The organism is Kosakonia sp. S57, from assembly GCF_016516575.1.
GTDB classification, from domain to species: Bacteria; Pseudomonadota; Gammaproteobacteria; order Enterobacterales; family Enterobacteriaceae; genus Kosakonia; species Kosakonia cowanii.
In genome coordinates this window covers 71,496-94,835 of record NZ_JACVUL010000004.1, presented here as the reverse complement: position 1 = coordinate 94,835, position 23,340 = coordinate 71,496, and the positions used below count along the sequence as shown (strand labels likewise).

General features: G+C 56.9%; 24 protein-coding genes. 8 read left to right on the top strand and 16 right to left on the bottom strand.

Annotation, left to right across the window (positions count from 1 at the left end):
- Positions 1–69: 69 nt before the first annotated feature.
- Genes IAE48_RS05160 through yobA form a run of 3 tightly spaced genes read right to left on the bottom strand, consistent with a single transcriptional unit; the run spans position 70 to position 1,678 of the window.
- Positions 70–414 (bottom strand): YebY family protein, encoded by a 345-nt coding sequence (locus IAE48_RS05160; RefSeq protein WP_200133682.1) that lies wholly within the window; start codon positions 412–414, stop codon positions 70–72.
- Between the two features lie 18 nt (positions 415–432).
- A complete protein-coding gene (copD, locus tag IAE48_RS05155; protein WP_200133681.1) occupies positions 433–1,302 on the bottom strand; it encodes a copper homeostasis membrane protein CopD in 870 nt (289 codons plus the stop codon).
- 1 nt (position 1,303) lies between these two features.
- Positions 1,304–1,678, bottom strand: a complete 375-nt coding sequence (yobA, locus tag IAE48_RS05150) for a CopC domain-containing protein YobA (RefSeq protein WP_200133680.1) — start codon at positions 1,676–1,678, stop codon at positions 1,304–1,306.
- A 136-nt stretch (positions 1,679–1,814) separates the two neighbouring features.
- Between yobA and IAE48_RS05145 the strand changes: the two genes are divergently transcribed.
- A complete protein-coding gene (locus IAE48_RS05145; RefSeq protein WP_042714382.1) occupies positions 1,815–2,045 on the top strand; it encodes a DNA polymerase III subunit theta in 231 nt (76 codons plus the stop codon).
- Between the two features lie 11 nt (positions 2,046–2,056).
- Positions 2,057–2,719 carry an exodeoxyribonuclease X gene (gene exoX / locus IAE48_RS05140; protein ID WP_200133679.1) on the top strand — a complete coding sequence of 221 codons (663 nt, stop codon included), beginning with the start codon at positions 2,057–2,059 and terminating at the stop codon, positions 2,717–2,719.
- Here the strand turns inward: exoX and ptrB are convergent, their stop codons facing one another.
- The 4 genes from ptrB to IAE48_RS05120 all read right to left on the bottom strand — a co-directional run bounded on the left by ptrB (position 2,720) and on the right by IAE48_RS05120 (position 6,365).
- Positions 2,720–4,774, bottom strand: a complete 2,055-nt coding sequence (gene ptrB, locus IAE48_RS05135) for an oligopeptidase B (protein WP_200133678.1) — start codon at positions 4,772–4,774, stop codon at positions 2,720–2,722.
- Between the two features lie 79 nt (positions 4,775–4,853).
- Positions 4,854–5,525, bottom strand: coding sequence for a tellurite resistance TerB family protein (locus tag IAE48_RS05130; RefSeq protein WP_200133796.1), 672 nt, complete (start codon positions 5,523–5,525; stop codon positions 4,854–4,856).
- Positions 5,526–5,617: 92 nt separating this feature from the next.
- Positions 5,618–5,968 carry a protein YebF gene (gene yebF, locus IAE48_RS05125; protein WP_200133677.1) on the bottom strand — a complete coding sequence of 117 codons (351 nt, stop codon included), beginning with the start codon at positions 5,966–5,968 and terminating at the stop codon, positions 5,618–5,620.
- A gap of 58 nt (positions 5,969–6,026) precedes the next feature.
- Entirely contained in the window at positions 6,027–6,365 is a 339-nt protein-coding gene (locus IAE48_RS05120; protein ID WP_023480125.1) for a YebG family protein, read from the bottom strand.
- Positions 6,366–6,494: 129 nt separating this feature from the next.
- Here IAE48_RS05120 and purT point away from each other — a divergent pair, with 129 nt between their 5' ends.
- Positions 6,495–7,673, top strand: coding sequence for a formate-dependent phosphoribosylglycinamide formyltransferase (gene purT, locus IAE48_RS05115; protein WP_200133676.1), 1,179 nt, complete (start codon positions 6,495–6,497; stop codon positions 7,671–7,673).
- A gap of 52 nt (positions 7,674–7,725) precedes the next feature.
- Here the strand turns inward: purT and kdgA are convergent, their stop codons facing one another.
- The 3 genes from kdgA to zwf all read right to left on the bottom strand — a co-directional run bounded on the left by kdgA (position 7,726) and on the right by zwf (position 11,922).
- Entirely contained in the window at positions 7,726–8,367 is a 642-nt protein-coding gene (kdgA, locus tag IAE48_RS05110; protein ID WP_200133675.1) for a bifunctional 4-hydroxy-2-oxoglutarate aldolase/2-dehydro-3-deoxy-phosphogluconate aldolase, read from the bottom strand.
- 36 nt (positions 8,368–8,403) lie between these two features.
- Positions 8,404–10,215, bottom strand: coding sequence for a phosphogluconate dehydratase (gene edd / locus IAE48_RS05105; RefSeq protein WP_200133674.1), 1,812 nt, complete (start codon positions 10,213–10,215; stop codon positions 8,404–8,406).
- 231 nt (positions 10,216–10,446) lie between these two features.
- Positions 10,447–11,922: a glucose-6-phosphate dehydrogenase gene (gene zwf, locus IAE48_RS05100; protein ID WP_042713375.1), complete on the bottom strand. Its 1,476-nt coding sequence runs from the start codon at positions 11,920–11,922 to the stop codon at positions 10,447–10,449.
- 342 nt (positions 11,923–12,264) lie between these two features.
- On the opposite strand from zwf, the gene IAE48_RS05095 reads away from it, so the two are divergent.
- Together IAE48_RS05095 and pyk are read left to right on the top strand one after the other, a co-directional pair.
- Complete coding sequence (locus IAE48_RS05095; RefSeq protein ID WP_023480183.1) at positions 12,265–13,134, top strand: MurR/RpiR family transcriptional regulator; 870 nt, start codon at positions 12,265–12,267, stop codon at positions 13,132–13,134.
- A gap of 122 nt (positions 13,135–13,256) precedes the next feature.
- Complete coding sequence (gene pyk, locus IAE48_RS05090) at positions 13,257–14,699, top strand: pyruvate kinase (RefSeq protein WP_094420719.1); 1,443 nt, start codon at positions 13,257–13,259, stop codon at positions 14,697–14,699.
- Positions 14,700–14,750: 51 nt separating this feature from the next.
- Here pyk and lpxM read toward each other — a convergent pair whose 3' ends face one another.
- The 3 genes from lpxM to znuA all read right to left on the bottom strand — a co-directional run bounded on the left by lpxM (position 14,751) and on the right by znuA (position 18,134).
- Positions 14,751–15,722: a lauroyl-Kdo(2)-lipid IV(A) myristoyltransferase gene (gene lpxM / locus IAE48_RS05085; RefSeq protein ID WP_200133673.1), complete on the bottom strand. Its 972-nt coding sequence runs from the start codon at positions 15,720–15,722 to the stop codon at positions 14,751–14,753.
- 126 nt (positions 15,723–15,848) lie between these two features.
- Positions 15,849–17,174 (bottom strand): murein DD-endopeptidase MepM, encoded by a 1,326-nt coding sequence (mepM, locus tag IAE48_RS05080; protein WP_094420723.1) that lies wholly within the window; start codon positions 17,172–17,174, stop codon positions 15,849–15,851.
- Positions 17,175–17,189: 15 nt separating this feature from the next.
- Positions 17,190–18,134: a zinc ABC transporter substrate-binding protein ZnuA gene (znuA, locus tag IAE48_RS05075; RefSeq protein WP_200133672.1), complete on the bottom strand. Its 945-nt coding sequence runs from the start codon at positions 18,132–18,134 to the stop codon at positions 17,190–17,192.
- 78 nt (positions 18,135–18,212) lie between these two features.
- On the opposite strand from znuA, the gene znuC reads away from it, so the two are divergent.
- Together znuC and znuB are read left to right on the top strand one after the other, a co-directional pair.
- Positions 18,213–18,968, top strand: a complete 756-nt coding sequence (gene znuC / locus IAE48_RS05070) for a zinc ABC transporter ATP-binding protein ZnuC (RefSeq protein WP_094420725.1) — start codon at positions 18,213–18,215, stop codon at positions 18,966–18,968.
- The gene (gene znuB, locus IAE48_RS05065; protein WP_023480094.1) at positions 18,965–19,750 is read left to right on the top strand and encodes a zinc ABC transporter permease subunit ZnuB; all 786 of its coding nucleotides are present in this window, start codon (positions 18,965–18,967) and stop codon (positions 19,748–19,750) included. The genes znuC and znuB overlap by 4 nt, the downstream gene beginning before the upstream one ends.
- A gap of 43 nt (positions 19,751–19,793) precedes the next feature.
- On the opposite strand, the gene ruvB is transcribed toward znuB, so the two are convergent.
- From ruvB to IAE48_RS05050, 3 genes are all read right to left on the bottom strand, one after another.
- Positions 19,794–20,804 carry a Holliday junction branch migration DNA helicase RuvB gene (gene ruvB / locus IAE48_RS05060; protein ID WP_094420727.1) on the bottom strand — a complete coding sequence of 337 codons (1,011 nt, stop codon included), beginning with the start codon at positions 20,802–20,804 and terminating at the stop codon, positions 19,794–19,796.
- Positions 20,805–20,812: 8 nt separating this feature from the next.
- Positions 20,813–21,424 carry a Holliday junction branch migration protein RuvA gene (gene ruvA, locus IAE48_RS05055; protein WP_023480105.1) on the bottom strand — a complete coding sequence of 204 codons (612 nt, stop codon included), beginning with the start codon at positions 21,422–21,424 and terminating at the stop codon, positions 20,813–20,815.
- Positions 21,425–21,524: 100 nt separating this feature from the next.
- Positions 21,525–22,406: an SDR family oxidoreductase gene (locus IAE48_RS05050; protein WP_200133671.1), complete on the bottom strand. Its 882-nt coding sequence runs from the start codon at positions 22,404–22,406 to the stop codon at positions 21,525–21,527.
- 93 nt (positions 22,407–22,499) lie between these two features.
- Here IAE48_RS05050 and IAE48_RS05045 point away from each other — a divergent pair, with 93 nt between their 5' ends.
- A complete protein-coding gene (locus IAE48_RS05045; protein ID WP_200133670.1) occupies positions 22,500–23,321 on the top strand; it encodes a helix-turn-helix transcriptional regulator in 822 nt (273 codons plus the stop codon).
- Positions 23,322–23,340 lie beyond the last annotated feature (19 nt).

The following is a 23,340-nucleotide window of genomic DNA, read 5'->3' as shown; positions in this document are numbered from 1 at the left end:
TTATCATAAAAAAACGCAGGCGGTGTTAACCGGACCTGCGTTTTTTTATGCTGAATCAGGTGATTTTCATCAGCCCGTGCAGAGGGATTTCGCGCGCTCGATAAAGGGGGCGAGGCTCATTTTCTGCCCGGGATGTGCTGGATCGTCAACCTGAATGATGCTGACAGGCTGACCGGTGCTTTTCCCACTGTCGACCTGTTTCTGCGCGATATCATTGAGCGGATACTGCACCAGCGTACTCGGGTTAATGGCGAACAACGCATTGCCCGGCCTGCAGGTCAACATTATCTCTTCGCGATTGAAGGCCCATTTCTCTTTGCCAACCTCGAAACGGCTGACGGTAATAACCTGCGGCGCAGCCAGCGCGGCGGCTGAGCTGGTCAGCATTAATACTGCAATCACACTCTTTTTCATTCTTTTCACCAGATTTATTCAAAAAGGCTCCCAGGTGGCAAACAGGCTTACCGCCGCCAGCACCAGCGCACCGATTATCAATTCTGCCCGGGTTAACGTTATGAAGCGCTGCCGCGCTCCGTTATCGACCAGGCTCAAGCGTGGCACCAGAACATACCGGTTCACAAGCGCGATTGCCACCATCAGCGCGACAAGCGCACATTTGAGCAACAGCATGCGCCCCCAGGCGCTCTGCCACGGCCACCCCAGCCCCTGAATCAACACCGCATTAACCATGCCGGTAAGGATAACGCCTGCCACCGCTACGTGACCATAACGGGAGAAGCGCATCATCGCGCCAATAGCCGCAGGGTGGCTCCCCTCACGCGTAAGCTGCATACAAAACAGCACCGGCAGCAGGCCGCCCAGCCACATCGCCCCGCACAGCAGATGCAGCGCATGGTTGATGTGTTGTAGCACGCCGGGCAGCCCTTCGCGCATCGCTGCGTGACCAAGCCCCGCCGCCAACAGAAACTGCAGCGCCGTCAGCAGCAGCAACTTCCTTTGCTGCGCTGGCTGCAACAGCCCGGCAAAGAGGGTCAGCAGCGCGAGGATGATTTGCCAGGCCAGCAGTGAACCTGCTTGCGTACCGGCAACCGCACGCCAGATCGCGGGCTGCCACACTTCCGGCCAGCCACCGGCCATCATCCCGCCCTGCACCGCATAGAGCAACAGCGCGCTCAATGCCGTAAGGATCAGGCACACGCGTTGCAGCGGCAGGAAGTGTTGGGTGAGTGTCCGGCGCAGATCGCGCGGTGCCAGCCAGGCGCTGAACAGCGCGCTGCCAAATAACAGCATCAAGGCGGCGAAATGAATAAATCGCAGCCCAACAAAGAGCGATGACAGCATATTACTTCACAGAAAAGCTGTACTGCCCGTGAGTTTTGTGGCCGTCGACTGAGACCACATGCCAGCTAACGGTGTACTTGCCCGCTGTCAGAGGCTGTTCGAGCGGCACAATCATCTGGGTCTTATCCTTTTCATTGCGCTTAACCGCCCCGGTTTTGATCGCCTTCTGCTGCGCGTCTGTCACCTTAATGCCGCTGAACGCCGGCTCAATCCCTTCTGAAAAGTTGAGCGTCAGCGCCTGCGGCGCTGCCGTCACATCGGCATCCGCAGCCGGATACTGGCCTTTGAGGTGGGCATGCGCCAGCACTGCCGGGGTGACAAAAAGGGTGGTAATGAGGGCTAAAGTGCGTAAGCGTTGCGTCGGGGAGATAAGCATAGAAGCATTCCTTTTTGTTATGCATACGATATAGAGGATAAACCTGTACAATAGTTGAGTCGAGTCTCATCGCCGCCACGCTTGTCTTTCTGCGACAGCCTTAGTAACTTTTGCCGCCTGAACTGAGGAGAATTTCATAATGACCAATCTTGCGCAGCTCGAACAAGAAGAGATGGATAAGGTGAATGTCGATCTGGCCGCCGCAGGCGTTGCCTTCAAAGAGCGCTACAATATGCCGGTTATTGCCGAAGCGGTTGAGCGCGAACAGCCCGAACATCTGCGCGGCTGGTTTCGTGAACGTCTGATTGCCCACCGGCTCGCCTCCGTCTCGCTCTCTCGCCTCCCCTATGAGCCGAAAATGAAATAATGGAGCCGACTATGTTACGTGTTATCGATACAGAAACCTGCGATTTGCAGGGCGGTATCGTCGAGATTGCCTCGGTGGACGTGGTGGACGGGCAAATCGTTAATCCCCAGAGCCACCTGGTGCGCCCCGACCGTCCCATCAGCCCGCAGGCGATGGCCATCCACCGCATTACCGAAGCGATGGTGGCGGATCAGCCGTGGATCGAAGAGATTGTCCCCTATTATCACGGCAGTGAGTGGTATGTGGCGCACAACGCCAGCTTTGACCGCCGCGTGCTGCCAGAGATGTCCGGCGAGTGGATCTGCACCATGAAGCTGGCGCGGCGTTTATGGCCGGGGATCAAATACAGCAATATGGCGCTCTATAACTCCCGCAAGCTCAGCGTAGAGACGCCAGCCGGTCTGCATCACCACCGCGCGCTCTATGATTGCTATATCACCGCCGCCCTGCTGATTGACATTATGCAGGTCTCTGGCTGGAGCGCTGAGCAGATGGCCACCATCACCGGACGCCCGGCGCTGATGACCACCTTTACCTTTGGTAAATACCGCGGCAAACCAGTTGCCGAGATCGCTGACCGCGATCCGGGCTACCTGCGCTGGCTGTTTAACAACCTCAACAGCATGAGCCCGGAACTGCGTTTAACGCTTAAACACTACCTTGGCGAGGGGTAATTACCCTTTGCCGGGCAGTGTCCCCTGCGCCAGCGCGATCAGAAACGCATACTCCAGCGCCACCCCTTCGTAGGATTTAAAACGCCCTGATTTACCGCCGTGCCCGGAATCCATATCGGTGCAGAGCAGCAGCAGATTATCGTCGGTTTTATACTCCCGCAGTTTCGCCACCCATTTCGCCGGCTCCCAGTACTGCACCTGCGAATCGTGCAACCCGGTGGTCACCAGCATATGTGGATAGGGGTGTGCGCCAATGTTGTCGTACGGGCTGTAGCCTTTCATATAGTGGTAATAGGTCTCATCCTGCGGATTGCCCCACTCCTCGAACTCGCCGGTTGTTAAAGGGATCGACTCATCAAGCATGGTGGTGACCACATCGACAAACGGCACTTGGGCGATCACGCCATGGTAGAGAGAGGGACGCATGTTAATTACCGCGCCCATCAGCATGCCGCCCGCGCTGCCGCCCATCGCATAACAGTATTGCGGCGAGCCGTAGCCCTGCTCCAGCAAACTGTCGGTGACATCAATAAAGTCATTGAAGGTGTTTTGCTTGTTGAGGAATTTCCCCTCTTCGTACCAGGCATGACCCAGTTCGCCGCCGCCGCGAATATGCGCTATCGCGCAGACAAAACCGCGATCCAGCAGGCTCAGTCGGCTGCTGCTGAAGTCCGCATCGATACTTGCCCCGTAGGAGCCGTAGCCGTAGACCAGCAGCGGATTCTCGCCTTTGCGAAAATGGTTGTGGTTGTAAACCAGCGAGACAGGCACTTCAACGCCGTCACGTGCCACCACCCAAAGATGCTCACTGCGATAGTCGCTGGCGTCAAAGCCCGCCACTTCCGTCTGCTTCAGCACGCGCCGCTCGCCGGTATCCATATCCAGCTCAAACAGCGTATCCGGCGTGGTCATTGAGGAGTAACCGTAGCGCAGCCGCGAGGTTTCCGGCTCGGGATTGTAGGCAAGCCAGGTGACGTAAGCCGGATCGTCAAAAGCGATGCCGACCACTTCCCGCGTCTTACGGTTGATCTGCCGCAGGCTTGTCAGGCCACGCTGCCGCTCTTCGACCACCAGCCAGTCGGTAAAGAGCGTGAAGCCTTCCAGCATAATGTGATCGCGGGCGGGAATTAACGCCTCCCAGCGCCGCTCATCGCGCACTTTGGTGCGATAGAGGCCGAAGTTTTTGCCATCGCGGTTGGAGCGCAGATAGAAGGTGTGCTGGTAGTGATCGAGACTGTACTCATGCTCTTTACGCCGCGGCAAAAAGCAGAGCGGCTGCGCATCCGGCAGTTCAGCATCGAGTAGCAACACTTCGCTGGTGGTGGCGCTGGCAAGGTGAATGGTGATGTAGTGCTGCGAGGTAGTTTTGCTCAGCCCGACGTAAAAGGTGTCATCTTTCTCTTCGTATACCAGTTCATCCTGCTGCGTCGGCGAGCCGACCGTGTGGCGCCAGACCTGATAAGGCAGCAGCGTGGTGGCATGTTTACGCACGTAGTAGACGGTCTCGGAGTCATTCACCCAGACAAAATCTGGCGAGACGTTATCGAGCACCTCCGGGTACCAGTTGCCGGTCTCCAGATTGCGGAAGCGCAGACCATACTGCCGCCTCGAGAGGAAATCCTCCGCCAGCGCCATAATGGTGTTGTCGGGCGAGATGTCGAGGCCGCCCATGGTGTAGAACTCGCTGTGCGAGGCGCGCTGGTTGGCATCGAGAAGAGTTATCCAGTCGTCCCATTCAGAGCTGAGCACCGACTGGCGCTGATAGATGGCGTACTCATTGCCCGGCTCATAAATGTGCCGGTAACGATAGCCGTTACGAATATAGGGCGCGGAGACTTCGCGCTGCGGAATGCGGGAGATGATCTCCTGCAACAGGTCATCCTGCAGCGCTTGCTGGGAGGCCATCACTTCACGCCCGTAATCATTCTCCTGATGCAGATAATCAAGCACCTCTGGCTGAGAGCGCGTGTCGTCCCGCAGCCAGTAGTAATTATCGACGCGGGTATCGCCATGAACGGTCATGGCGTGGGGGATCTGTTTTGCTTTCGGCAACATAGCACTTATCTTTTTTCTGTTTTCCATACCTATAAGGGTGGCAAAACAAACGCGCGTTGCAAGCGAAACGTTATCGCGCTCAGGATGTAAGGGCGCGTTTTTGCTGCTGAAGATCCTGTTCAATGCCCTCGCGGACGTCCTGCGGCACCTTCAGCGCATCGCCCAGCGCGTTAAGATAGCTGCGCTCCATAAAGTGATCGATGTCGATAACCGCACAGCTGAGGAAGTAGAGCTCCAGCGCCTCCTCCTCATTTTTGACACCCTGTGCCAGCCGCGCCGGATCGAGGGGTTGCTCCAGCGCTTTCGCCACCAGCTCACGCCCCTGGGTTTCGATGCCCGCCTCGCGCAACTGAGACTCAATTGCCGCCTGTTCCTGCTCATCAATATGGCCGTCGCTTTTCGCTGCAAAGACCAGCGCCAGAATCAGACGCTCGGTGCGCACGTCCAGCGGCGACTGCTGCTGGCCAAACTGCGGTTCATCCTGATGGGTTTCGCGAATGCGGTCTTTGTATTTGTTCCACAGCACCGTACCGGCAACCGCCCCGCCGCCGACCAGCAGCGCGCCAGTGCCATATTTGGCGAGCAGTTTGCGTGATGATTTGTTGGCAACCAGCAGCCCGGCGAGACCGCCCAGTGCTCCCGGCACCAGCAGCTTATTTAAGCCCTGGCCCTCTGAGGAGGAAGAGGAGGATGTCGATGCACCGCTTTTCTGACCCAGCAGCGACTGTAATTGATTTAACCAGTTCATGATTTTCCCTCGCTTAACCGCTTTCGTCAGGCAAGAGTAAGCGAGGGAGATGTCAGGAAGTGTCTGTATCTGGAAAGATCAGGAAAATTTCGGCGCTATGGCTGCGATTTGTACGCCGCGCTGCCCGCCGGGCAGTCGACCATTACGCGGTAGTGAATATCGGCGCTTTTACCGCGCACGGTGAGCGGCACCGTCCACTTATCACCTTTGCCAGTCACCTCTTGCGGATTAACCCATACCACCGGATCCGCCTGACCAATTTTTTTCTGATCGTCTGCCCAACGCACAATGCGGTTTTGCAGATAGTCGCGCTTAACGCTGGCGGCGATGCCCTCAGCGTTAAGCCCTTCACAGGAAGGAAACTTCACGACCTTCTGTGCGGCGGCATGAGCCGCTATACTGCCCGCCAGCAAAAACAGACCGGTTACTACCCCTGCTATTTTCATGCTTATCTCCTGGTTAATACCCATTCAAAGCATGGTACAAATTGCCGGCGGTGCAAGATCAGGCAACTTTCGCCCGCTTGCTGGCGCTTTTAATGTCGACCGCGTCAGAAGATTCATCTTCAGCACTTTTTGCCGAGGGTGCGCCCTCTTCGCTCTCTGTACCGGGCAGTTTGCCGGATTTCAGAATGCCGTTGAGCGCATCTTTTTGCTCGGCGAGCCACATCGCCATGCGTTCACGGGTCTCTTCTTCCAGAGCTACCGGACCGGTGCCTAACCAGTCGCCCAGCACTTCCGCCAGGTCGAGCATTTTGTCGTAAGCATCGGCTTCCTTTTTGCTGGCAAAAGACATCTTTTCCTCACCTTCGCGAATGACTACGTATTTAACTTCTACCGCCATGATGCAGCCTCGTTTTACTGTGTATTTGTACAGTATAATAGCGCGATGAAAAAACCACCGCAAGTGAAAAAGACAGACGCAAACGTTTTCGTTATACTGCGCCCACTTTTTTTCTAATGGTACTTCGCTATGACTCTTTTAGGAACTGCGCTGCGTCCGGCAGCCACGCGTGTGATGTTATTAGGCTCAGGCGAGCTGGGCAAAGAAGTGGCTATCGAATGTCAGCGGCTCGGTATCGAAGTGATTGCGGTTGACCGCTATGCGGACGCGCCCGCGATGCAGGTCGCGCACCGATCCCATGTGATTAACATGCTTGATGGCGAGGCGTTAAAAGCGCTGGTCGCCGAGGAGAAGCCGCACTTTATTGTGCCGGAGATTGAGGCTATCGCCACCGACGCGCTGATTGAGCTGGAAGCAGCCGGGCAGCGTGTGGTTCCCTGCGCGCGCGCCACAAAACTGACGATGAACCGGGAAGGGATTCGTCGCCTCGCGGCAGAGGAGTTGCAGCTTCCCACGTCGAGCTACCGTTTTGCCGATAGCGAAGAGAGCTTCCGCCAGGCGGTGAGCGAAATCGGCCTGCCCTGCATCGTGAAGCCGGTAATGAGCTCCTCGGGCAAAGGGCAGAGCTTTATCAAATCTGCCGACCAGCTGGCCAGCGCGTGGGCCTATGCGCAACAGGGTGGTCGCGCCGGTGCCGGTCGCGTGATTGTCGAAGGCGTGGTGAAGTTTGATTTTGAGATAACCCTTTTGACCATCAGCGCGGTGGATGGCGTTCACTTCTGCGCACCGGTTGGCCACCGCCAGGAGGATGGTGATTATCGTGAGTCCTGGCAGCCGCAGCAGATGTCGGCCGCAGCGCTTGAGCGCGCTCAGCAGATTGCCCGTGAGGTGGTGCTGGCGCTCGGAGGACATGGTCTTTTCGGCGTCGAACTCTTTGTCTGCGGCGATGAGGTGATCTTCAGCGAAGTCTCCCCGCGCCCGCACGATACGGGAATGGTGACGCTGGTTTCGCAGGATCTCTCCGAGTTTGCCCTGCATGTGCGCGCCTTTTTAGGCCTGCCAATTGGCGCGATCCGCCAGTACGGCCCGGCCGCCTCGGCGGTGATTTTGCCGCAGCTGCACAGCCAGAACGTCACCTTTGATAATCTCCACCACGCGGTTGACGCAGGCGTGCAGCTGCGCTTGTTCGGTAAACCGGAGATTGAAGGATCGCGCCGTCTGGGCGTGGCGCTGGCGATAGCCGAGGATGTTGAGAGTGCGGTCGCCCGCGCGGTGGCCTCAGCTAACGCGGTGCAGGTCAACGGATAAAAAAAAGCCCGGTGCGCAGTGCGTCCGGGCTTTTTATCAACCTGCCTGCTGATTACTGCTTCGCACCTTCAACGGCTTCGCGTGCCAGTGTGGTGATGCGATCGTAATCGCCTGCTTCCAGCGCGTCGGCCGGAACCAGCCACGACCCGCCGATACAGAGCACGCTTTTCAGCGCCAGGTAATCGCGGTAGTTAGCCGGAGAGATGCCGCCAGTCGGGCAGAAACGCACCTGGGAGAAGGGACCGGCAATCGCCTGCAGCGCTTTGGTGCCGCCATTCGCTTCCGCCGGGAAGAATTTGAACTCTTTCAGGCCGTAATCCATGCCCAGCATCAGTTCAGAAACGGTGCTGATGCCCGGGATCAGCGGGATGGTGCCTTCGGTGGCAGCTTTCAGCAGCGGCTCGGTCAGACCCGGGCTGATGGCGAACTGCGCGCCCGCTTCGGTAACGTCCGCCAGCTGCTGCGGATTCAACACGGTGCCAGCGCCGATAATGGCGTCAGGGACTTCTTTTGCAATGGCGCGGATAGCGTCAATCGCGCATGGGGTGCGCAGCGTCACTTCCAGTACGCGAACGCCACCTGCAACCAGCGCTTTCGCCATCGGAACAGCGTGCTCCAGTTTGTTTACCACGATCACCGGTACAACCGGGCCGGTTTTCAGGATGGCTTCTGCACTTGTTTTCCAGTTTTTCATCAATCTTTTCTCTCGCCAGAATGAAATCTTGTCGTCTTAAAAAGTGATACAGGTTGCGCCCTGCTCTGCGCCGGAGAGCTTCTCTCGCAGCGCGCCGAACATTTCACGGCCTGTGCCCACGCGCATTGCGCTAAGGTCAGGAATATGCGGCTGACGTGCGGCAAGTTCTTTGTCAGCAACCAGCAGGGTCAACTCACCTGTCTGCCCGTTAACCCGGATAATGTCGCCATCACGCACTTTTGCCAGCAACCCACCGTCGTAAGCTTCAGGTGTCACATGGATTGCCGACGGCACTTTACCTGATGCCCCTGACAGCCGTCCATCGGTAACTAAGGCAATTTTGAAACGGCGGTCCAATAATACACCAAGTGGCGGCATCAGTTTATGTAATTCTGGCATGCCGTTGGCTTTCGGCCCCTGATGACGCACCACGACTACACAATCACGATCCAGCAGACCCGCCTCAAAGGCCGGTAATACGTCATGCTGGCTCTCAAACACCACCGCTGGCGCTTCAATGATCTGGTTCTCTACCGGCACGGCGGAGGTCTTCATCACCGCGCGCCCAAGGTTACCGCTCAGTACTTTGGTACCGCCATGTTGCGAGAACGGCTTATCAATGGTGGCGATAATCGAATCATCCAGCGACGCCGCCGCGCCTTCACGCCAGTCGAGTTCGCCATTATTCAGCCACGGCTCCTGGGTGTAGCGCGTCAGACCGAAACCGGCCACCGTATTCACCTCTTCATGCAGTAAACCGCCCTTCAGCAGTTCGCGCATCAATACCGGCACCCCGCCCGCCGCCTGGAAGTGGTTGATGTCTGCCGGGCCGTTTGGATAGAGGCGCGCGAGCAGCGGCACCACTTCAGAGAGTTCGGAGAAGTCATCCCAGTTGATGATAATGCCCGCCGCGCGCGCCATCGCCACCAGGTGCATGGTGTGGTTGGTGGAGCCGCCGGTTGCCAGCAGAGAGACGATGCCGTTAACCACCACTTTTTCATCGATCATTTTGCCGAGCGGCATCCACTCGTTGCCATTACCGGTCAAACGCGTTACTTGGCGGGCAGCGGCTTCGGTCAGCGCTTTACGCAGCGGCGCATCCGGGTGAATAAAGGAGGAGCCAGGCAGTTGCATGCCCATAAACTCAATCACCATCTGGTTGGTGTTGGCGGTGCCGTAAAAAGTACAGGTGCCTGGGGCGTGATAGGAAGCAGCTTCCGACTCCAGCAGCGCCATGCGATCGACTTTGCCTTCCGCGTAGAGCTGGCGAATACGCACCTTCTCTTTGTTAGCCAGGCCGCTCGCCATCGGGCCTGACGGCACGAACAGCGCGGGCAAGTGACCAAACGACAGCGCCGCCATCGCCAGCCCCGGGACAATTTTGTCGCAAACGCCAAGATAGAGCGCACCGTCGAACATATTGTGAGAGAGCCCCACCGCCGCGGACATGGCGATCACTTCGCGGCTCAGCAGCGAGAGCTCCATCCCATCCTGACCCTGCGTCACGCCATCGCACATTGCCGGTACGCCACCCGCTACCTGGCCGACCGCATTCACCGAGTGCAGCGCTTTGCGAATAATGTCGGGATAGACTTCATAAGGCTGATGCGCGGAGAGCATGTCGTTATAGGAGGTGATAATGGCGATGTTGTTGCGCAACATGCTTTTGAGCGAGGCTTTATCGTCGGGCTGGCAGGCGGCAAAACCGTGCGCCAGATTCCCGCAGGCCAGCGACGAACGACGCACGGTATTGCTTTTGGCTTGCTCAATGCGCGCCAGGTAGGCTGAGCGGGTTTCGCGTGAACGTTCAATAATGCGATTTGTTACGCGTAACATTACTGGATTCATAGAGGCTCCTGAAATTTATCTGTTCGGGGAGAGCGTGCTAACCGTGCGTTTCATTATGCGTAACAAGCTGAAAACACCTGAGCGCCGCGCCCCAAAGGCAAAATCACTGCAGCCAGTGTAATAAAAAAAGCCCCGCGGGTGAATCCAGCAGGGCTTTGAAAAAGAAAAATTGTTCGCAGAGCTGTGTTAGATCATGTTACCGGTAAAATTGCGCAACATGCATCTCGATGGTTACTCGAATTCGTTCCAGGAGCGGCCATCCCGGGTGATCATTGCAACCGAGGCTACCGGACCCCAGGTACCGGCCTGATACGGTTTCGGTGAGTCGTTATCCGCAGCCCAGGCTTCGGTAATGGAGTCGACCCATTTCCACGCCTCTTCCACTTCATCGCGGCGCACAAACAGTGCTTGAATGCCGCGCATCGACTCCAGCAGCAGGCGCTCGTAGGCATCCGCCAGATGGGTTTCGTTGAAGGTTTCGGAGTAGCTCAGATCAAGCTTCGTGGTCTGAAGATTGTGTTTATGATCTAGCCCCGGCACTTTGTTGAGGATCTGGATATCCACCCCTTCGTCCGGCTGCAGGCGAATGGTCAGCTTGTTCTGGGGCAGCTCCTGCCAGGACTCTTTAAACAGATTGAGTTCCGGGTTTTTGAAGTAGACCACGACTTCAGAACATTTGGTTGGCAGACGTTTACCGGTACGCAGGTAGAACGGCACACCGGCCCAGCGCCAGTCGTCGATATCAACGCGGATCGCAACAAATGTTTCGGTATGGCTCGACTTGTTCGCGCCCTCTTCTTCCAGGTAGCCCGGCACTTTCTTGCCCTGGGCGAAACCGGCGGTGTACTGACCGCGTACGGTTTTTTCCCGCACATTGGTGCGATCGATACGACGCAAGGATTTGAGCACCTTTACTTTCGCGTCGCGAATGCTGTCGGCAGTGAGATCGGACGGCGGTGACATCGCGATCATGCAGAGCACCTGCAGCAGGTGGTTCTGGATCATATCGCGCATCTGCCCGGCCTGGTCGAAATAGCCCCAGCGCCCTTCGATACCCACCTCTTCCGCCACGGTGATCTCGACATGATCAATGGTGCGGTTATCCCAGTTATTGACGAACAGGGAGTTGGCAAAACGCAGCGCCAGCAGGTTGAGCACCGTCTCTTTACCGAGATAGTGGTCGATACGGTAAACCTGGCACTCTTCAAAATACTCGCCCACCTGATCGTTGATCTGACGGGAGGTCTCAAGAGAGTTACCGAGCGGTTTTTCCATGACGACGCGAGCCGGTTTGGCATTGAGCTTCGCAGCGCCCAACCCTTTACAGATGGCACCAAAAGTATCCGGCGGCATCGCGAAGTAGTTGATGGTGGTGCGGTTTTTCTGATCCAGCATCGCGCCGAGGCGTTTGAAGGCAGGCGTGTCGTTTACATCAAGATTGCAGAAATCGAGACGACCGCTCAGCTTGTCCCACAAGCTTTCGTCGATCTTCTCTTTCATAAAGGTTTCGAGCGCTTCACGGACCACTTTGGTATAGGCTGCTTTGTCCCAGTCGGCGCGGCCGACCCCGAGAATCCGCGTCTCCTCATGAATTTGACCGGCCTTTTCCAGCTGGTACAGGGAAGGCAGCAATTTCCGGCGTGCGAGATCGCCTTTCGCGCCGAAAATGACCAGGTCACACGCCTGGGCTGTTTGGACTACCGCCATGTCACTCTCCTCAGTTAGCTATCCTGAAGCTGTCATCCGCTTCAGTTGTAATTTTATTACACTGCACTGTACTGCTTTTACGTAATTCCCGAAACTATCAGGCCTTGTCAGGAAGTGCGTTATTGGGTTGTCATGAAAAATGCGCATATTTGCGCCGATTGCGCGGCTTATTTGCCCACCAGCCGCTGGCGAAAATCCGACTCTGATCATGTTATGAAAAAAAACAACAACATTTCAGCGTATCACTTACCTTTCTACCCTGCGCAGGCGTAATATCGACGCAAACTGCGTAACGATTCGCGCAATCAGTGTAATCGTTTCACCAGGAGCGCATTAACGCCTATGAATATGCTGGAAAAAATCCAGTCCCGACTGGAACACCTTAGCAAATCAGAACGAAAAGTCGCGGAAGTGATCCTCACCGCGCCGCAGCTGGCTATCCACTCCAGCATCGCCGCGCTTGCGCAACAAGCGGAGGTCAGCGAACCGACGGTAAACCGCTTTTGCCGCAGCCTGGACACGCGCGGCTTTCCCGACTTTAAACTGCATCTGGCACAAAGCCTCGCCAACGGCACGCCCTATGTTAATCGAAATGTCGATGAAGATGACAGTGTAGAAGCCTACACCGGCAAAATCTTCGAGTCGGCGATGGCGAGCCTCGATCACGTGCGTCAGTCTCTTGATATGGCAGCGGTTAATCGCGCTGTCGATCTGCTCACCCAGGCGAAAAAAATCGCCTTCTTTGGTCTGGGCTCCTCTGCGGCCGTCGCCCACGATGCGATGAACAAGTTTTTCCGCTTTAACGTGCCGGTGGTCTACTCCGATGACATTGTGCTGCAACGCATGAGCTGTATGAATTGTAGCGATGATGACGTCGTTATGCTGATTTCCCACACCGGCCGCACGAAAAGCCTGGTGGAGCTGGCGCATCTGGCGCGTGAAAACGATGCCATGGTGATCGCGCTGACCTCGGCGGGTACGCCGCTGGCGCGTGAAGCAACCCTTGCTATCACGCTGGATGTCCCTGAAGATACAGATATCTATATGCCGATGGTGTCCCGTCTTGCGCAACTGACGGTCATTGATGTGCTGGCGACCGGGTTCACATTACGCCGCGGCGCAAAATTCCGGGATAACTTGAAGCGAGTCAAAGAAGCGCTCAAAGAATCGCGCTTTGATAAGGAACTGCTTATCAAAGACGATAATCATTAAGAGACCATAACAAAAACGGTAGTTACTTACGCTATTCGGTTAGCGGCCTTGCCTGTCACGGCGCGCGTAACCCGAATTCATGTTCACGCAACACCTCGTTATTTCAGTCAACGGAGTATTACATGTCCAGAAGGCTTCGCAGAACCAAAATCGTCACCACTTTAGGTCCGGCCACTGACCGCGATAACAACCTCGAAAAGGTTATCGCTGCTGGCGCTAACGTGGTGCGGATGAACTTCTCACACGGAACACCGGAAGATCATAAATTACGCGCGGATAAAGTGCGTGAGATTGCGGCAAAACTGGGACGTCATGTTGCTATCCTTGGCGATCTACAAGGACCGAAGATTCGCGTCTCGACTTTTAAGGAAGGTAAGGTTTTCCTTAACATCGGCGACAAATTCCTGCTCGACGCTAACCTTGGCAAAGGTGAAGGCGATAAAGAGAAAGTCGGTATCGACTATAAAGGCCTGCCTGCTGACGTGGTGCCGGGCGACATCTTGCTGCTGGATGATGGCCGCGTGCAGCTCAAAGTGCTGGAAGTTCAGGGCATGAAGGTGTTCACCGAAGTGACTGTCGGCGGCCCGCTCTCCAACAACAAAGGCATCAACAAACTGGGCGGCGGCCTCTCTGCAGAAGCGCTGACCGATAAAGATAAAGCGGATATCGTTACCGCCGCGCTGATTGGCGTCGATTATCTTGCCGTCTCCTTCCCGCGCTGCGGTGAAGATCTCAACTATGCACGTCGTCTGGCGCGTGATGCAGGTTGCGATGCGAAGATTGTCGCCAAAGTCGAGCGTGCGGAAGCGGTATGCAGCCAGGATGCGATGGACGATGTGATCCTCGCATCCGACGTAGTGATGGTTGCCCGTGGCGACCTCGGCGTTGAAATTGGCGACCCGGAACTGGTCGGCATCCAGAAAGCGTTGATTCGTCGCGCGCGTCAGCTGAACCGTGCGGTGATCACCGCAACGCAGATGATGGAGTCGATGATCACCAACCCAATGCCGACCCGCGCGGAAGTGATGGATGTGGCGAACGCCGTGCTCGACGGCACCGATGCGGTAATGCTCTCCGCGGAAACCGCAGCCGGGCAATACCCTTCCGAAACCGTTGCCGCGATGGCGCGCGTCTGCCTGGGCGCAGAGAAGATCCCAAGCATTAACGTCTCCAAGCACCGCCTCGATATTCAGTTCGACAATGTCGAAGAGGCGATCGCCATGTCAGCGATGTATGCCGCCAACCACCTGAAAGGCGTTACGGCGATCATCTCGATGACCGAATCGGGTCGTACCGCACTGATGACCTCGCGTATCAGCTCCGGTCTGCCGATTTTTGCCCTCTCCCGCCACGAGCGCACTCTTAACCTGACCGCGCTCTATCGCGGCGTGACGCCGGTCTATTTCGACAGCCATAACGACGGCGTTGCCGCAGCCAACGACGCGGTGAACCTGCTGCGTGATAAAGGCTACCTGCTCTCCGGCGATCTGGTGATTGTGACGCAGGGTGACGTGATGAGCACCATCGGTACCACTAACACCACGCGCATTCTGACCGTCGAATAACGGATTCTCAGAAAGTAAAAGGCCTCTCACAGTGAGAGGCCTTTTTTTTGGCTATTTCTTTTTGTAGAGCTCTTTGCGCTTATAGGGCTCGATCTCACCCGGCTTGCGCGTTTTCAGCAGCTTCAGGATCCAGGTGTACTGCTCCGGATGCGGGCCGACAAAGTTCTCCACCTCTTCATTCATCCGCCGCGCGATGGTGGTGTCATCCGCCGTCAGCAGATCGTCCATCGGCGGGCGCACCAGAATCGTCAGGCGGTGCGTTTCGGCATCGTAAACCGGGAAAAGCGGCACCACACGGGCACGGCACACTTTCATCAGGCGACCAATCGCCGGCAGCGTCGCTTTGTAAGTGGCGAAGAAGTCGACAAATTCGCTCTGCTCGGGGCCGTGATCCTGATCCGGCAGGTAATATCCCCAGAAGCCGTTGCGTATCGAGTGGATAAAGGGCTTGATGCCGTCATTGCGCGCATGTAAGCGGCCACCAAAACGCAGGCGAACCTTGTTCCACATATAGTCGAAAACTTTATTGCCCTGATTATGAAACATCGCCGCGATGCGCTTGCCCTGAGAGGACATCAGCATCGCAGGAATATCAACACCCCAGGCATGGGGCACGAGGAAAATGACTCGCTCATCGTTGCGGTGCATTTCGTCGATAATCTCTTTGCCCTGCCACTCAATACGGGAGGCAACTTTTTCCGTGCCGCGCAGCGCCATTTCAGCCATCAGCACCATCGCCTGCGGTGCGGTAGCAAACATATGATCGATGATCGCTTCGCGCTCGGCTTCACTCTTTTCAGGGAAGCAGTAGTAGAGGTTGATCTGCGCACGACGACGGGCACTTTTACCGCGTCGTCCGGCAAAACGCCCCAGTTTCGCCAGAAGCGGATCGCGAACAGAGGGCGGGATCAGGGCGACGCCGGCAAAAGCCAGCACCCCAAGCCAGGCGCCCCAGTGAAGCGGATGGCGAAACTCGCCCTCAAACTGAGGAATGTATTCACTATTATTTTTTTTGGTTTCCATGCATCGTCCGCTGGTCAAAAATCTCAACAAGATAGGGGGATAGTGTAGCGATGCGTTATCTTTCGCACAAAAGTAAAAGCCGATGCTAAGCAAGCACCGGCTTTGAACGCCTGATTATTACGCGAATTACTCCAGCCGCAGCTGAGGTAATACCTCTCTCACCTGCGCCAGGTAATCCTTACGATCCGAACCGCTCAGCCCTTCCGTTCTTGGCAGTTTAGCGGTCAGCGGGTTCACGGCCTGCTGGTTGATCCATACTTCATAGTGCAGATGTGGCCCGGTGGAGCGCCCGGTGTTGCCCGAGAGCGCGATGCGATCGCCACGCTTCACTTTCTGCCCCGGTTTCACCAGCAGTTTACGCAGGTGCATGTAACGCGTGGTGTAGGTACGCCCGTGACGGATAGCAACATAGTTACCCGCCGCGCCGCTGCGCTTCGCAATCACCACTTCACCGTCACCGACGGCCAGCACCGGCGTCCCCTGCGGCAGGGCAAAGTCGACGCCTTTGTGCGGTGCAACGCGCCCGGTGACCGGATTAAGGCGACGCGGGTTGAAGTTAGAGGAGACGCGGAACTGCTTCGCGGTCGGGAAACGCATAAACCCTTTCGCAAGGCCGGTGCCGTTACGATCGTAGAATTTGCCATCTTCGGCGCGGAACGCGTAGTAATCTTTACCGTCAGAGCGCAAACGCACGCCGAGCAACTGGCTCTGCTCCTGCTTACCATCAAGCATCTCACGGGACATCAATACTGAAAATTTATCGCCTTTTTTCAGTTTGCGGAAATCCATTTGCCACTGCATCGCTTTGATGACGGCGCTGATTTCGCCGCTGCTCATGCCGGCCTCTTTCGCACTGGCCACAAAACTGCCGCCAACGGTGCCGTTCATCATCTTATTGACCCAGTCGCCCTGCTGCATCTCGCTGGACATCTTGAAGCCGTTTTCGGTGCGGTCATAAGTGCGGGTTTCGCGGCGCGACATCTCCCACGTCAGACGCTGTAAATCACCATCATCAGTCAGTGTCCAGGAGAGCTGTTGGCCGATTTTCAGATTACGCAGCTCTTTATCCGCAGCGGCAAGCTGGCTGATGTTGCCCATATCAATGCCGTACTGGTTCAGAATGCTGCTGAGCGTATCGCCGGTCGAGACAACATATTCGTGTACGCCAGCTTCGTTGGCGGTTTTCTCGTCCAGCTCATCTTGCGGAATATCGTCAACGTCATCCGCCGTGGACTGGTCGATAGGTTCACTGGCTTCAGGCAGCAGCGAGCGGATTTCGCTTTTAGGCAGCTCGATGGCTTTGACAATCGGCGCGTTATTTTCGGGGTGATAAACGTAGGGCCGCCAGACGGCGACCGTGAGGGTCAGTACGGTGAGCGACCCCAGCATCACGCGATGGGGTCGCGGCAAATTGTTAAATGCCAAGGCGACAGAGCGGGCTATCTGTTGCACGTGTTCACTTCCTCGTTATTCTCCTTTCAGGCAGCTCGCATACTGGGAAGAGAGTTGTGTAAGGAACTGGGGATAGCTCTCTTTACCCAACTTGATACCGATGCCGAGTGGATCCAGCGTTCCCATACGAACGGAGGTTCCTCGTGCAACAGCTTCAACGACCGCTGGCCTGAACTGTGGCTCAGCAAAAACGCAGACCGCTTTTTGCTCAACCAACTGTGTTCTGATTTCATGTAAACGCTGCGCACCAGGCTGAATTTCAGGGTTGACGGTAAAGTGACCCAGCGGAGTCAGACCGTACTGTTTTTCAAAGTAGCCGTAGGCGTCATGAAAAACGAAATACCCCTTCCCTTTCAGCGGTGCCAGCTCGTTACCGACCTGCTTATCGGCCTGGGCTAATGATGCCTCAAATGCCTTCAGGTTGGCGTCCAGCTTGGCTCGACTTTGCGGCATAACTTCCACTAATTTATCGTGGATTGCAACCGCCGAAAGCCGTGCAATCTCTGGGCTTAACCACAAATGCATGTTGTATTCGCCATGATGGTGATGATGCTCACTATTTTCGTCGTGATCGTGACCTTCATGACCCCCATGCTCATCTTCATCCGCGCCTTTCATCAGCTGCGATTTCACGCCGTCGAGTTGCGCCATCACCACCTGTTTTTGCGCAGGTACCTGCTGAGCAGATCGCACCATGAAGGCTTCCATTTCCGGCCCAACCCAAAAAAGTAAGTCCGCGTTTTGCAAGCGTTTTACATCAGAAGGACGCAGAGAATAATCATGCTCGGAGGCACCGTCTGGCAGGATAACTTCGGTGGTGGTCACGCCATCTGTAATGGCGGATGCAATAAAGCCCAGCGGCTTAAGCGAAGTGACGACGGCGGCGTTAGCGGATTGTGCTGTTAGGGTGAGAAACGCAGCGGAAAGCGCTGCGCAAAGAAGCGTATTTTTATGTAACATAATGCGTCTATTCATCGTAATGAGTGTGTGGAATGTGATATTATAACATTCGACAACTTCTGCAACCCCTTAAATGCTATGACGAATCTTATAACGCTTGAAAATGTCAGCGTCGCTTTCGGTCAACGCCGCGTGCTCTCTGACATCTCTTTAAATTTGCGTCCAGGTAAAATTCTGACGCTGCTCGGACCTAACGGCGCGGGTAAATCGACGCTGGTGCGCGTTGTACTTGGCCTGGTAGCACCCGACGCGGGGGTTATCAAGCGCGATAAAGCGTTGCGCATCGGCTATGTGCCGCAAAAACTGCAGCTCGACGCTACGCTGCCTCTTACTGTAGGCCGCTTTATGCGTCTGCGCCCAGGCACGCGCAAAGAGGATCTCATCCCTGCACTGAAACGCGTACAGGCAGCCCACCTGATCGATGCCCCGATGCAGAAACTCTCCGGCGGTGAAACGCAGCGCGTGCTGCTTGCCCGCGCCCTGCTCAATCAGCCCCAGCTGCTGGTGCTGGACGAGCCAACCCAGGGCGTTGACGTTAATGGCCAGGTCTCGCTCTACAATTTAATCGATGAGTTGCGCAAAGAGCTGGATTGCGCGGTGCTGATGGTCTCGCATGATCTACATCTTGTGATGGCCAAGACCGATGAGGTGCTCTGCCTCAACCACCATATCTGCTGCTCCGGTACGCCGGAAGTGGTCTCCATGCATCCGGAATTTATCTCTATGTTTGGCCATCGCGGCGCCGAGCAGCTTGGCATTTACCGCCACAACCACAATCACCGCCACGATCTTCAGGGCCGCATTATTTTACGCCAGGGTAACGGACACTCATGATTGAACTTTTACTGCCCGGCTGGCTGGCCGGGGTTATGCTCGCCTGCGCCGCCGGGCCGCTTGGCTCCTTTGTCGTCTGGCGACGCATGTCTTACTTCGGCGATACGCTGGCACACGCGTCTCTGCTCGGTGTTGCCTTTGGTTTGCTGCTGGATGTTAACCCGTTTTACGCGGTAATTGCCGTCACGTTACTGTTAGCCGCAGGCCTGGTTTGGCTGGAGAAGCGTCCCCATCTGGCGATCGACACGCTGCTCGGGATTATGGCGCACAGCGCGCTCTCGCTTGGCCTGGTGGTGGTCAGCCTGATGTCCAACATCCGCGTGGATTTGATGGCGTATCTCTTCGGTGACCTGCTGGCCGTTACGCCCGAGGATCTGATTGTTATCGCCCTTGGCGTGGTGCTGGTAGTTGGGATCTTGCTCTGGCAGTGGCGCAACCTGCTGTCGATGACTATTAGCCCGGAGCTGGCCTTTGTCGATGGCGTGAAGTTACAGCGCGTGAAGCTGCTACTGATGCTGGTCACCGCCCTGACCATTGGCGTGGCGATGAAATTTGTCGGCGCGCTGATTATCACCTCCCTGCTGATCATCCCGGCTGCCACGGCGCGGCGCTTTGCCCGCACCCCGGAGCAGATGGCAGCAGTAGCTGTCGGCGTCGGGATAATTGCCGTCACCGGCGGGCTAACCTTCTCCGCCTTCTACGACACGCCAGCTGGCCCCTCTGTGGTGCTCTGCGCTGCGGTGCTTTTTATCTTCAGCATGTTGAAAAAGAGCGCCAGCTAAATACTCATCCTCTGCCAGCGCCGCCCGGCGCTGGCACTGCCTGTCAGGGCATTTCCGGCGGCGTAATGCCGAAGTGATCCCAGGCGCGCGGCGTTGCCATGCGGCCGCGCGGCGTACGCTGTAAAAAGCCCTGCTGAATCAGATAAGGCTCCAGCACATCTTCAATGGTCTCGCGCTCTTCACCAATCGCCGCAGCAAGGTTATCCAGCCCCACCGGACCGCCAAAGAATTTATCAATCACCGCCAGCAGCAGTTTACGGTCCATATAGTCGAAGCCCTGGGCATCGACATTGAGCATATCGAGCGCCTGGGCGGCAATCTCCGCGTCGATATCGCCATCGTGCTTCACTTCCGCGAAATCGCGCACGCGGCGCAGCAGACGGTTTGCAATACGCGGTGTGCCGCGGGAGCGGCGTGCCACTTCCAGCGCCCCCTCTTCGCTCAGCTCAAGCCCCATAAACCGCGCGCTGCGCCCAACGATATGCTGCAGGTCAGCCACCTGATAAAACTCCAGGCGCTGGACAATGCCAAAGCGATCGCGCAGCGGTGAGGTCAGCGAACCGGCGCGGGTCGTTGCGCCAATCAGCGTAAAGGGCGGCAGATCGATTTTGATTGAGCGCGCAGCCGGGCCTTCACCAATCATGATATCGAGCTGGTAATCCTCCATCGCCGGGTAGAGCACCTCTTCCACCACCGGCGACAGACGATGAATTTCATCGATAAACAGCACGTCATGGGGTTCAAGGTTGGTGAGCATGGCGGCCAGATCGCCCGCCTTTTCCAGCACCGGGCCGGAGGTGGTGCGCAGATTCACGCCCATCTCGTTCGCCACGATATTTGCCAGCGTTGTTTTACCCAGCCCCGGCGGGCCGAAAATCAGCAGATGATCCAGCGCGTCACCGCGCAGTTTCGCCGCCTGGATAAAGATCTCCATTTGCGAGCGCACCTGCGGCTGACCGATATACTCAGCCAGCAGCTTTGGTCGAATCGCCCGATCCGCAACTTCTTCTACAATTGTACTGGCGGCGGCAACCAGGCGGTCTGCTTCAATCATCCTCTACCTCACAACGCCGCACGCAGCGCTTCACGGATCAGGGTTTCACTGTTGGCGTCCGGACGCGCGATTTTGCTGATCATCCGGCTCGCTTCCTGCGGTTTATAGCCCAGCGACACCAGCGCGGCAACGGCTTCTTGCTCAGCATCATCCGTAGAGGGGCTTGCTGGCGACGCCAGCACCAAATCTGCCGCCGGAGTAAAGAGATCGCCATGCAGCCCTTTAAAGCGGTCTTTCATCTCGACAATCAGGCGCTCAGCGGTCTTCTTACCAATGCCCGGCAGTTTCACCAGCGCGGCGGGATCTTCACGCTCAACGGCATTCACAAACTGCTGCGCCGACATGCCGGAGAGGATCGCCAGTGCCAGCTTCGGCCCAACGCCGTTGGTTTTGATCAACTCACGGAACAGGGTGCGCTCCTGCTTGTTGTTAAAGCCGTACAGCAGTTGCGCATCTTCGCGCACCACAAACTGCGTAAAGACGGTCGCCTCTTTGCCGGCATCCGGCAATTCGTAGAAGCAGGTCATCGGCATATGAACTTCATACCCTACCCCACCGACCTCAAGCAGGACCAGCGGGGGTTGTTTTTCGACGATAATGCCTCTGAGTCTGCCTATCACGTGACGCTCCTGCGCTAAGTGCTAAAAAAGTAATGCTGTATCATAAAAAAAGGCTGGATAAATATCCAGCCGATAATGCAGGAAAAAGCGCGAACCCGCTTCAGGAATTCACGTAATAGTCCGGATCGTGCAGATCGGTTAATAAATCACGCCCCGCAGGTTGCCATCCCAGCGTCCTGCGCGTCTGTTCACTTGCGGCCGACATCTCCATACCGGCGAAGCCAGCAAACCAGCCAAAATGCGACGCCTCGCGCGGCTCTGCGGGCACCCCGAGCATCTTGCCGATTGCGATGGCAATCTCACGCATCGCGATACCCTCTTCCGCCACCGCATGATACACCAGTTGCGTCACACCGCTCTCCAGCGCCAGCCGGTAGACCGTTGCCGCGTCATTGCGGTGTACCGCCGCCCAGCGGTTGCTCCCGTCCTCCTGCCAGGCAGAAACGCCACTCTGTTTCGCGAGCGCAATCAGGAAAGGAATAAAGCCCCGATCGCCCACGCCATGTACCGTTGGCGCCAGCCGCACGCAGGCGGCCTTTACACCTTGTTGCGCCAGCGCCAGCGCGGCCTGCTCTGAGCGGCGCAGGTAATCCGGCCCGCTGGCGGGCGCGTCCTCTTCTGTCGCCGGGCGTCTTGCTACCAGCCGCGCAAGGCCGGACGTTACCAATAAGGGACGCGAACTTCCGCGCAGCGCATCACCCATCACGGTAATGGCGCGCTCATCCTGAGCGCAATTTTCTGCAAAGCGGGAGAAATCATGATTAAACGCGGTATGGATCACCGCATCGGCCTTTGCCGCCGCATCAAATAGCAGCTGGCTGTCATCAAGCGTGCCATAAACCGCCTTTCCCCCTGCGGCGATAAACGCCCGGGCTTTCTCCTCATTACGCGCCAGGCCGCTCACCTGATGGCCTGCGGCTAATAACACCTCGGCTACTTTTGCGCCGACCCACCCGGTCGCGCCCGTCAGAAAAACATGCATCTGTGTCTCCTTATGTTGACTCGCGCCGCTATCCTGCTGAATATCCGCGATGGGGAAAAGTAGTGACGTTATCGTGGTATAAGGACTAACAGGATGCAGAGCGCAAAAGATCTGGGCAGTTATCTGAAGTCCCGCCGGGCGCAGCTCGACCCGCAGACACTGGGTTTTCACACCGCATGCCGCCGCACGCCAGGGCTGAGGCGTGAAGAGGTTGCACATCTGGCCTGTATCAGCGCGACCTGGTACACCTGGCTTGAACAGGGGCGCGGCGGGATGCCCTCAGAAGAGGTACTGGAGCGGATTTGCCAGGCGCTTTGCCTGAGCGGGCGTGAGCGCGAGTATGTGTTCCATCTGGCACTGGGGCGAGCACCGGGCGTGGCGTATGCGCCAGCCGCAGCGGTCTCCGGCCGGTTACAGAAAGTGCTGGGGAGTATGCCCTACAGCCCGGCGATGATCCGCAATGCCAGTTGGGATGTGCTTGCCTGGAACGCGGCTGCCACGGCGGTGCTGGCCGATTACGCCACTCTTCCCGCGCAGGAGCGCAACATCCTGCGCCGCATCTTTCTTAACCCACAGGCGCGTGCTTCGCAGGCCGACTGGCAGGGTCTGACGCGCTTTCTGGTCGCGGCGTTCCGCGCAGAAACGACGCGGGCCGGTGCGTCACTTGAAGTCCAGCCGCTGGTCGATGAATTGAGCGCGGCCTCGCCGGAGTTTGCCCGGCTGTGGCAAACCAATGATGTCGAGGTGATGGGGGAAGGCACAAAAGTAATTTTCCACGCCAGTGCAGGTCGGCTCTCGCTGGAGTACTCCAGTTTTTCCGTTGAAGGACAGCCCGATTTGACGCTGGTGGTCTATAGCCCCTCGGGCGAGGAAGATGCGGATAAAATACGCTTGCTGTTACAGCAGAAGCGATAAAAAAGCGCCGCAACCGGCG

Bases quoted from the DNA above. Each gene is read 5' to 3' on its own strand.
- IAE48_RS05160 (WP_200133682.1), bottom strand. From the start codon at position 414: ATGAAAAAGAGTGTGATTGCAGTATTAATGCTGACCAGCTCAGCCGCC.
- copD (WP_200133681.1), bottom strand. From the start codon at position 1,302: ATGCTGTCATCGCTCTTTGTTGGGCTGCGATTTATTCATTTCGCCGCC.
- yobA (WP_200133680.1), bottom strand. From the start codon at position 1,678: ATGCTTATCTCCCCGACGCAACGCTTACGCACTTTAGCCCTCATTACC.
- exoX (WP_200133679.1), top strand. From the start codon at position 2,057: ATGTTACGTGTTATCGATACAGAAACCTGCGATTTGCAGGGCGGTATC.
- ptrB (WP_200133678.1), bottom strand. From the start codon at position 4,774: ATGTTGCCGAAAGCAAAACAGATCCCCCACGCCATGACCGTTCATGGC.
- yebF (WP_200133677.1), bottom strand. From the start codon at position 5,968: ATGAAAATAGCAGGGGTAGTAACCGGTCTGTTTTTGCTGGCGGGCAGT.
- IAE48_RS05120 (WP_023480125.1), bottom strand. From the start codon at position 6,365: ATGGCGGTAGAAGTTAAATACGTAGTCATTCGCGAAGGTGAGGAAAAG.
- purT (WP_200133676.1), top strand. From the start codon at position 6,495: ATGACTCTTTTAGGAACTGCGCTGCGTCCGGCAGCCACGCGTGTGATG.
- kdgA (WP_200133675.1), bottom strand. From the start codon at position 8,367: ATGAAAAACTGGAAAACAAGTGCAGAAGCCATCCTGAAAACCGGCCCG.
- edd (WP_200133674.1), bottom strand. From the start codon at position 10,215: ATGAATCCAGTAATGTTACGCGTAACAAATCGCATTATTGAACGTTCA.
- zwf (WP_042713375.1), bottom strand. From the start codon at position 11,922: ATGGCGGTAGTCCAAACAGCCCAGGCGTGTGACCTGGTCATTTTCGGC.
- IAE48_RS05095 (WP_023480183.1), top strand. From the start codon at position 12,265: ATGAATATGCTGGAAAAAATCCAGTCCCGACTGGAACACCTTAGCAAA.
- pyk (WP_094420719.1), top strand. From the start codon at position 13,257: ATGTCCAGAAGGCTTCGCAGAACCAAAATCGTCACCACTTTAGGTCCG.
- lpxM (WP_200133673.1), bottom strand. From the start codon at position 15,722: ATGGAAACCAAAAAAAATAATAGTGAATACATTCCTCAGTTTGAGGGC.
- znuA (WP_200133672.1), bottom strand. From the start codon at position 18,134: ATGTTACATAAAAATACGCTTCTTTGCGCAGCGCTTTCCGCTGCGTTT.
- znuC (WP_094420725.1), top strand. From the start codon at position 18,213: ATGACGAATCTTATAACGCTTGAAAATGTCAGCGTCGCTTTCGGTCAA.
- znuB (WP_023480094.1), top strand. From the start codon at position 18,965: ATGATTGAACTTTTACTGCCCGGCTGGCTGGCCGGGGTTATGCTCGCC.
- ruvB (WP_094420727.1), bottom strand. From the start codon at position 20,804: ATGATTGAAGCAGACCGCCTGGTTGCCGCCGCCAGTACAATTGTAGAA.
- IAE48_RS05050 (WP_200133671.1), bottom strand. From the start codon at position 22,406: ATGCATGTTTTTCTGACGGGCGCGACCGGGTGGGTCGGCGCAAAAGTA.
- IAE48_RS05045 (WP_200133670.1), top strand. From the start codon at position 22,500: ATGCAGAGCGCAAAAGATCTGGGCAGTTATCTGAAGTCCCGCCGGGCG.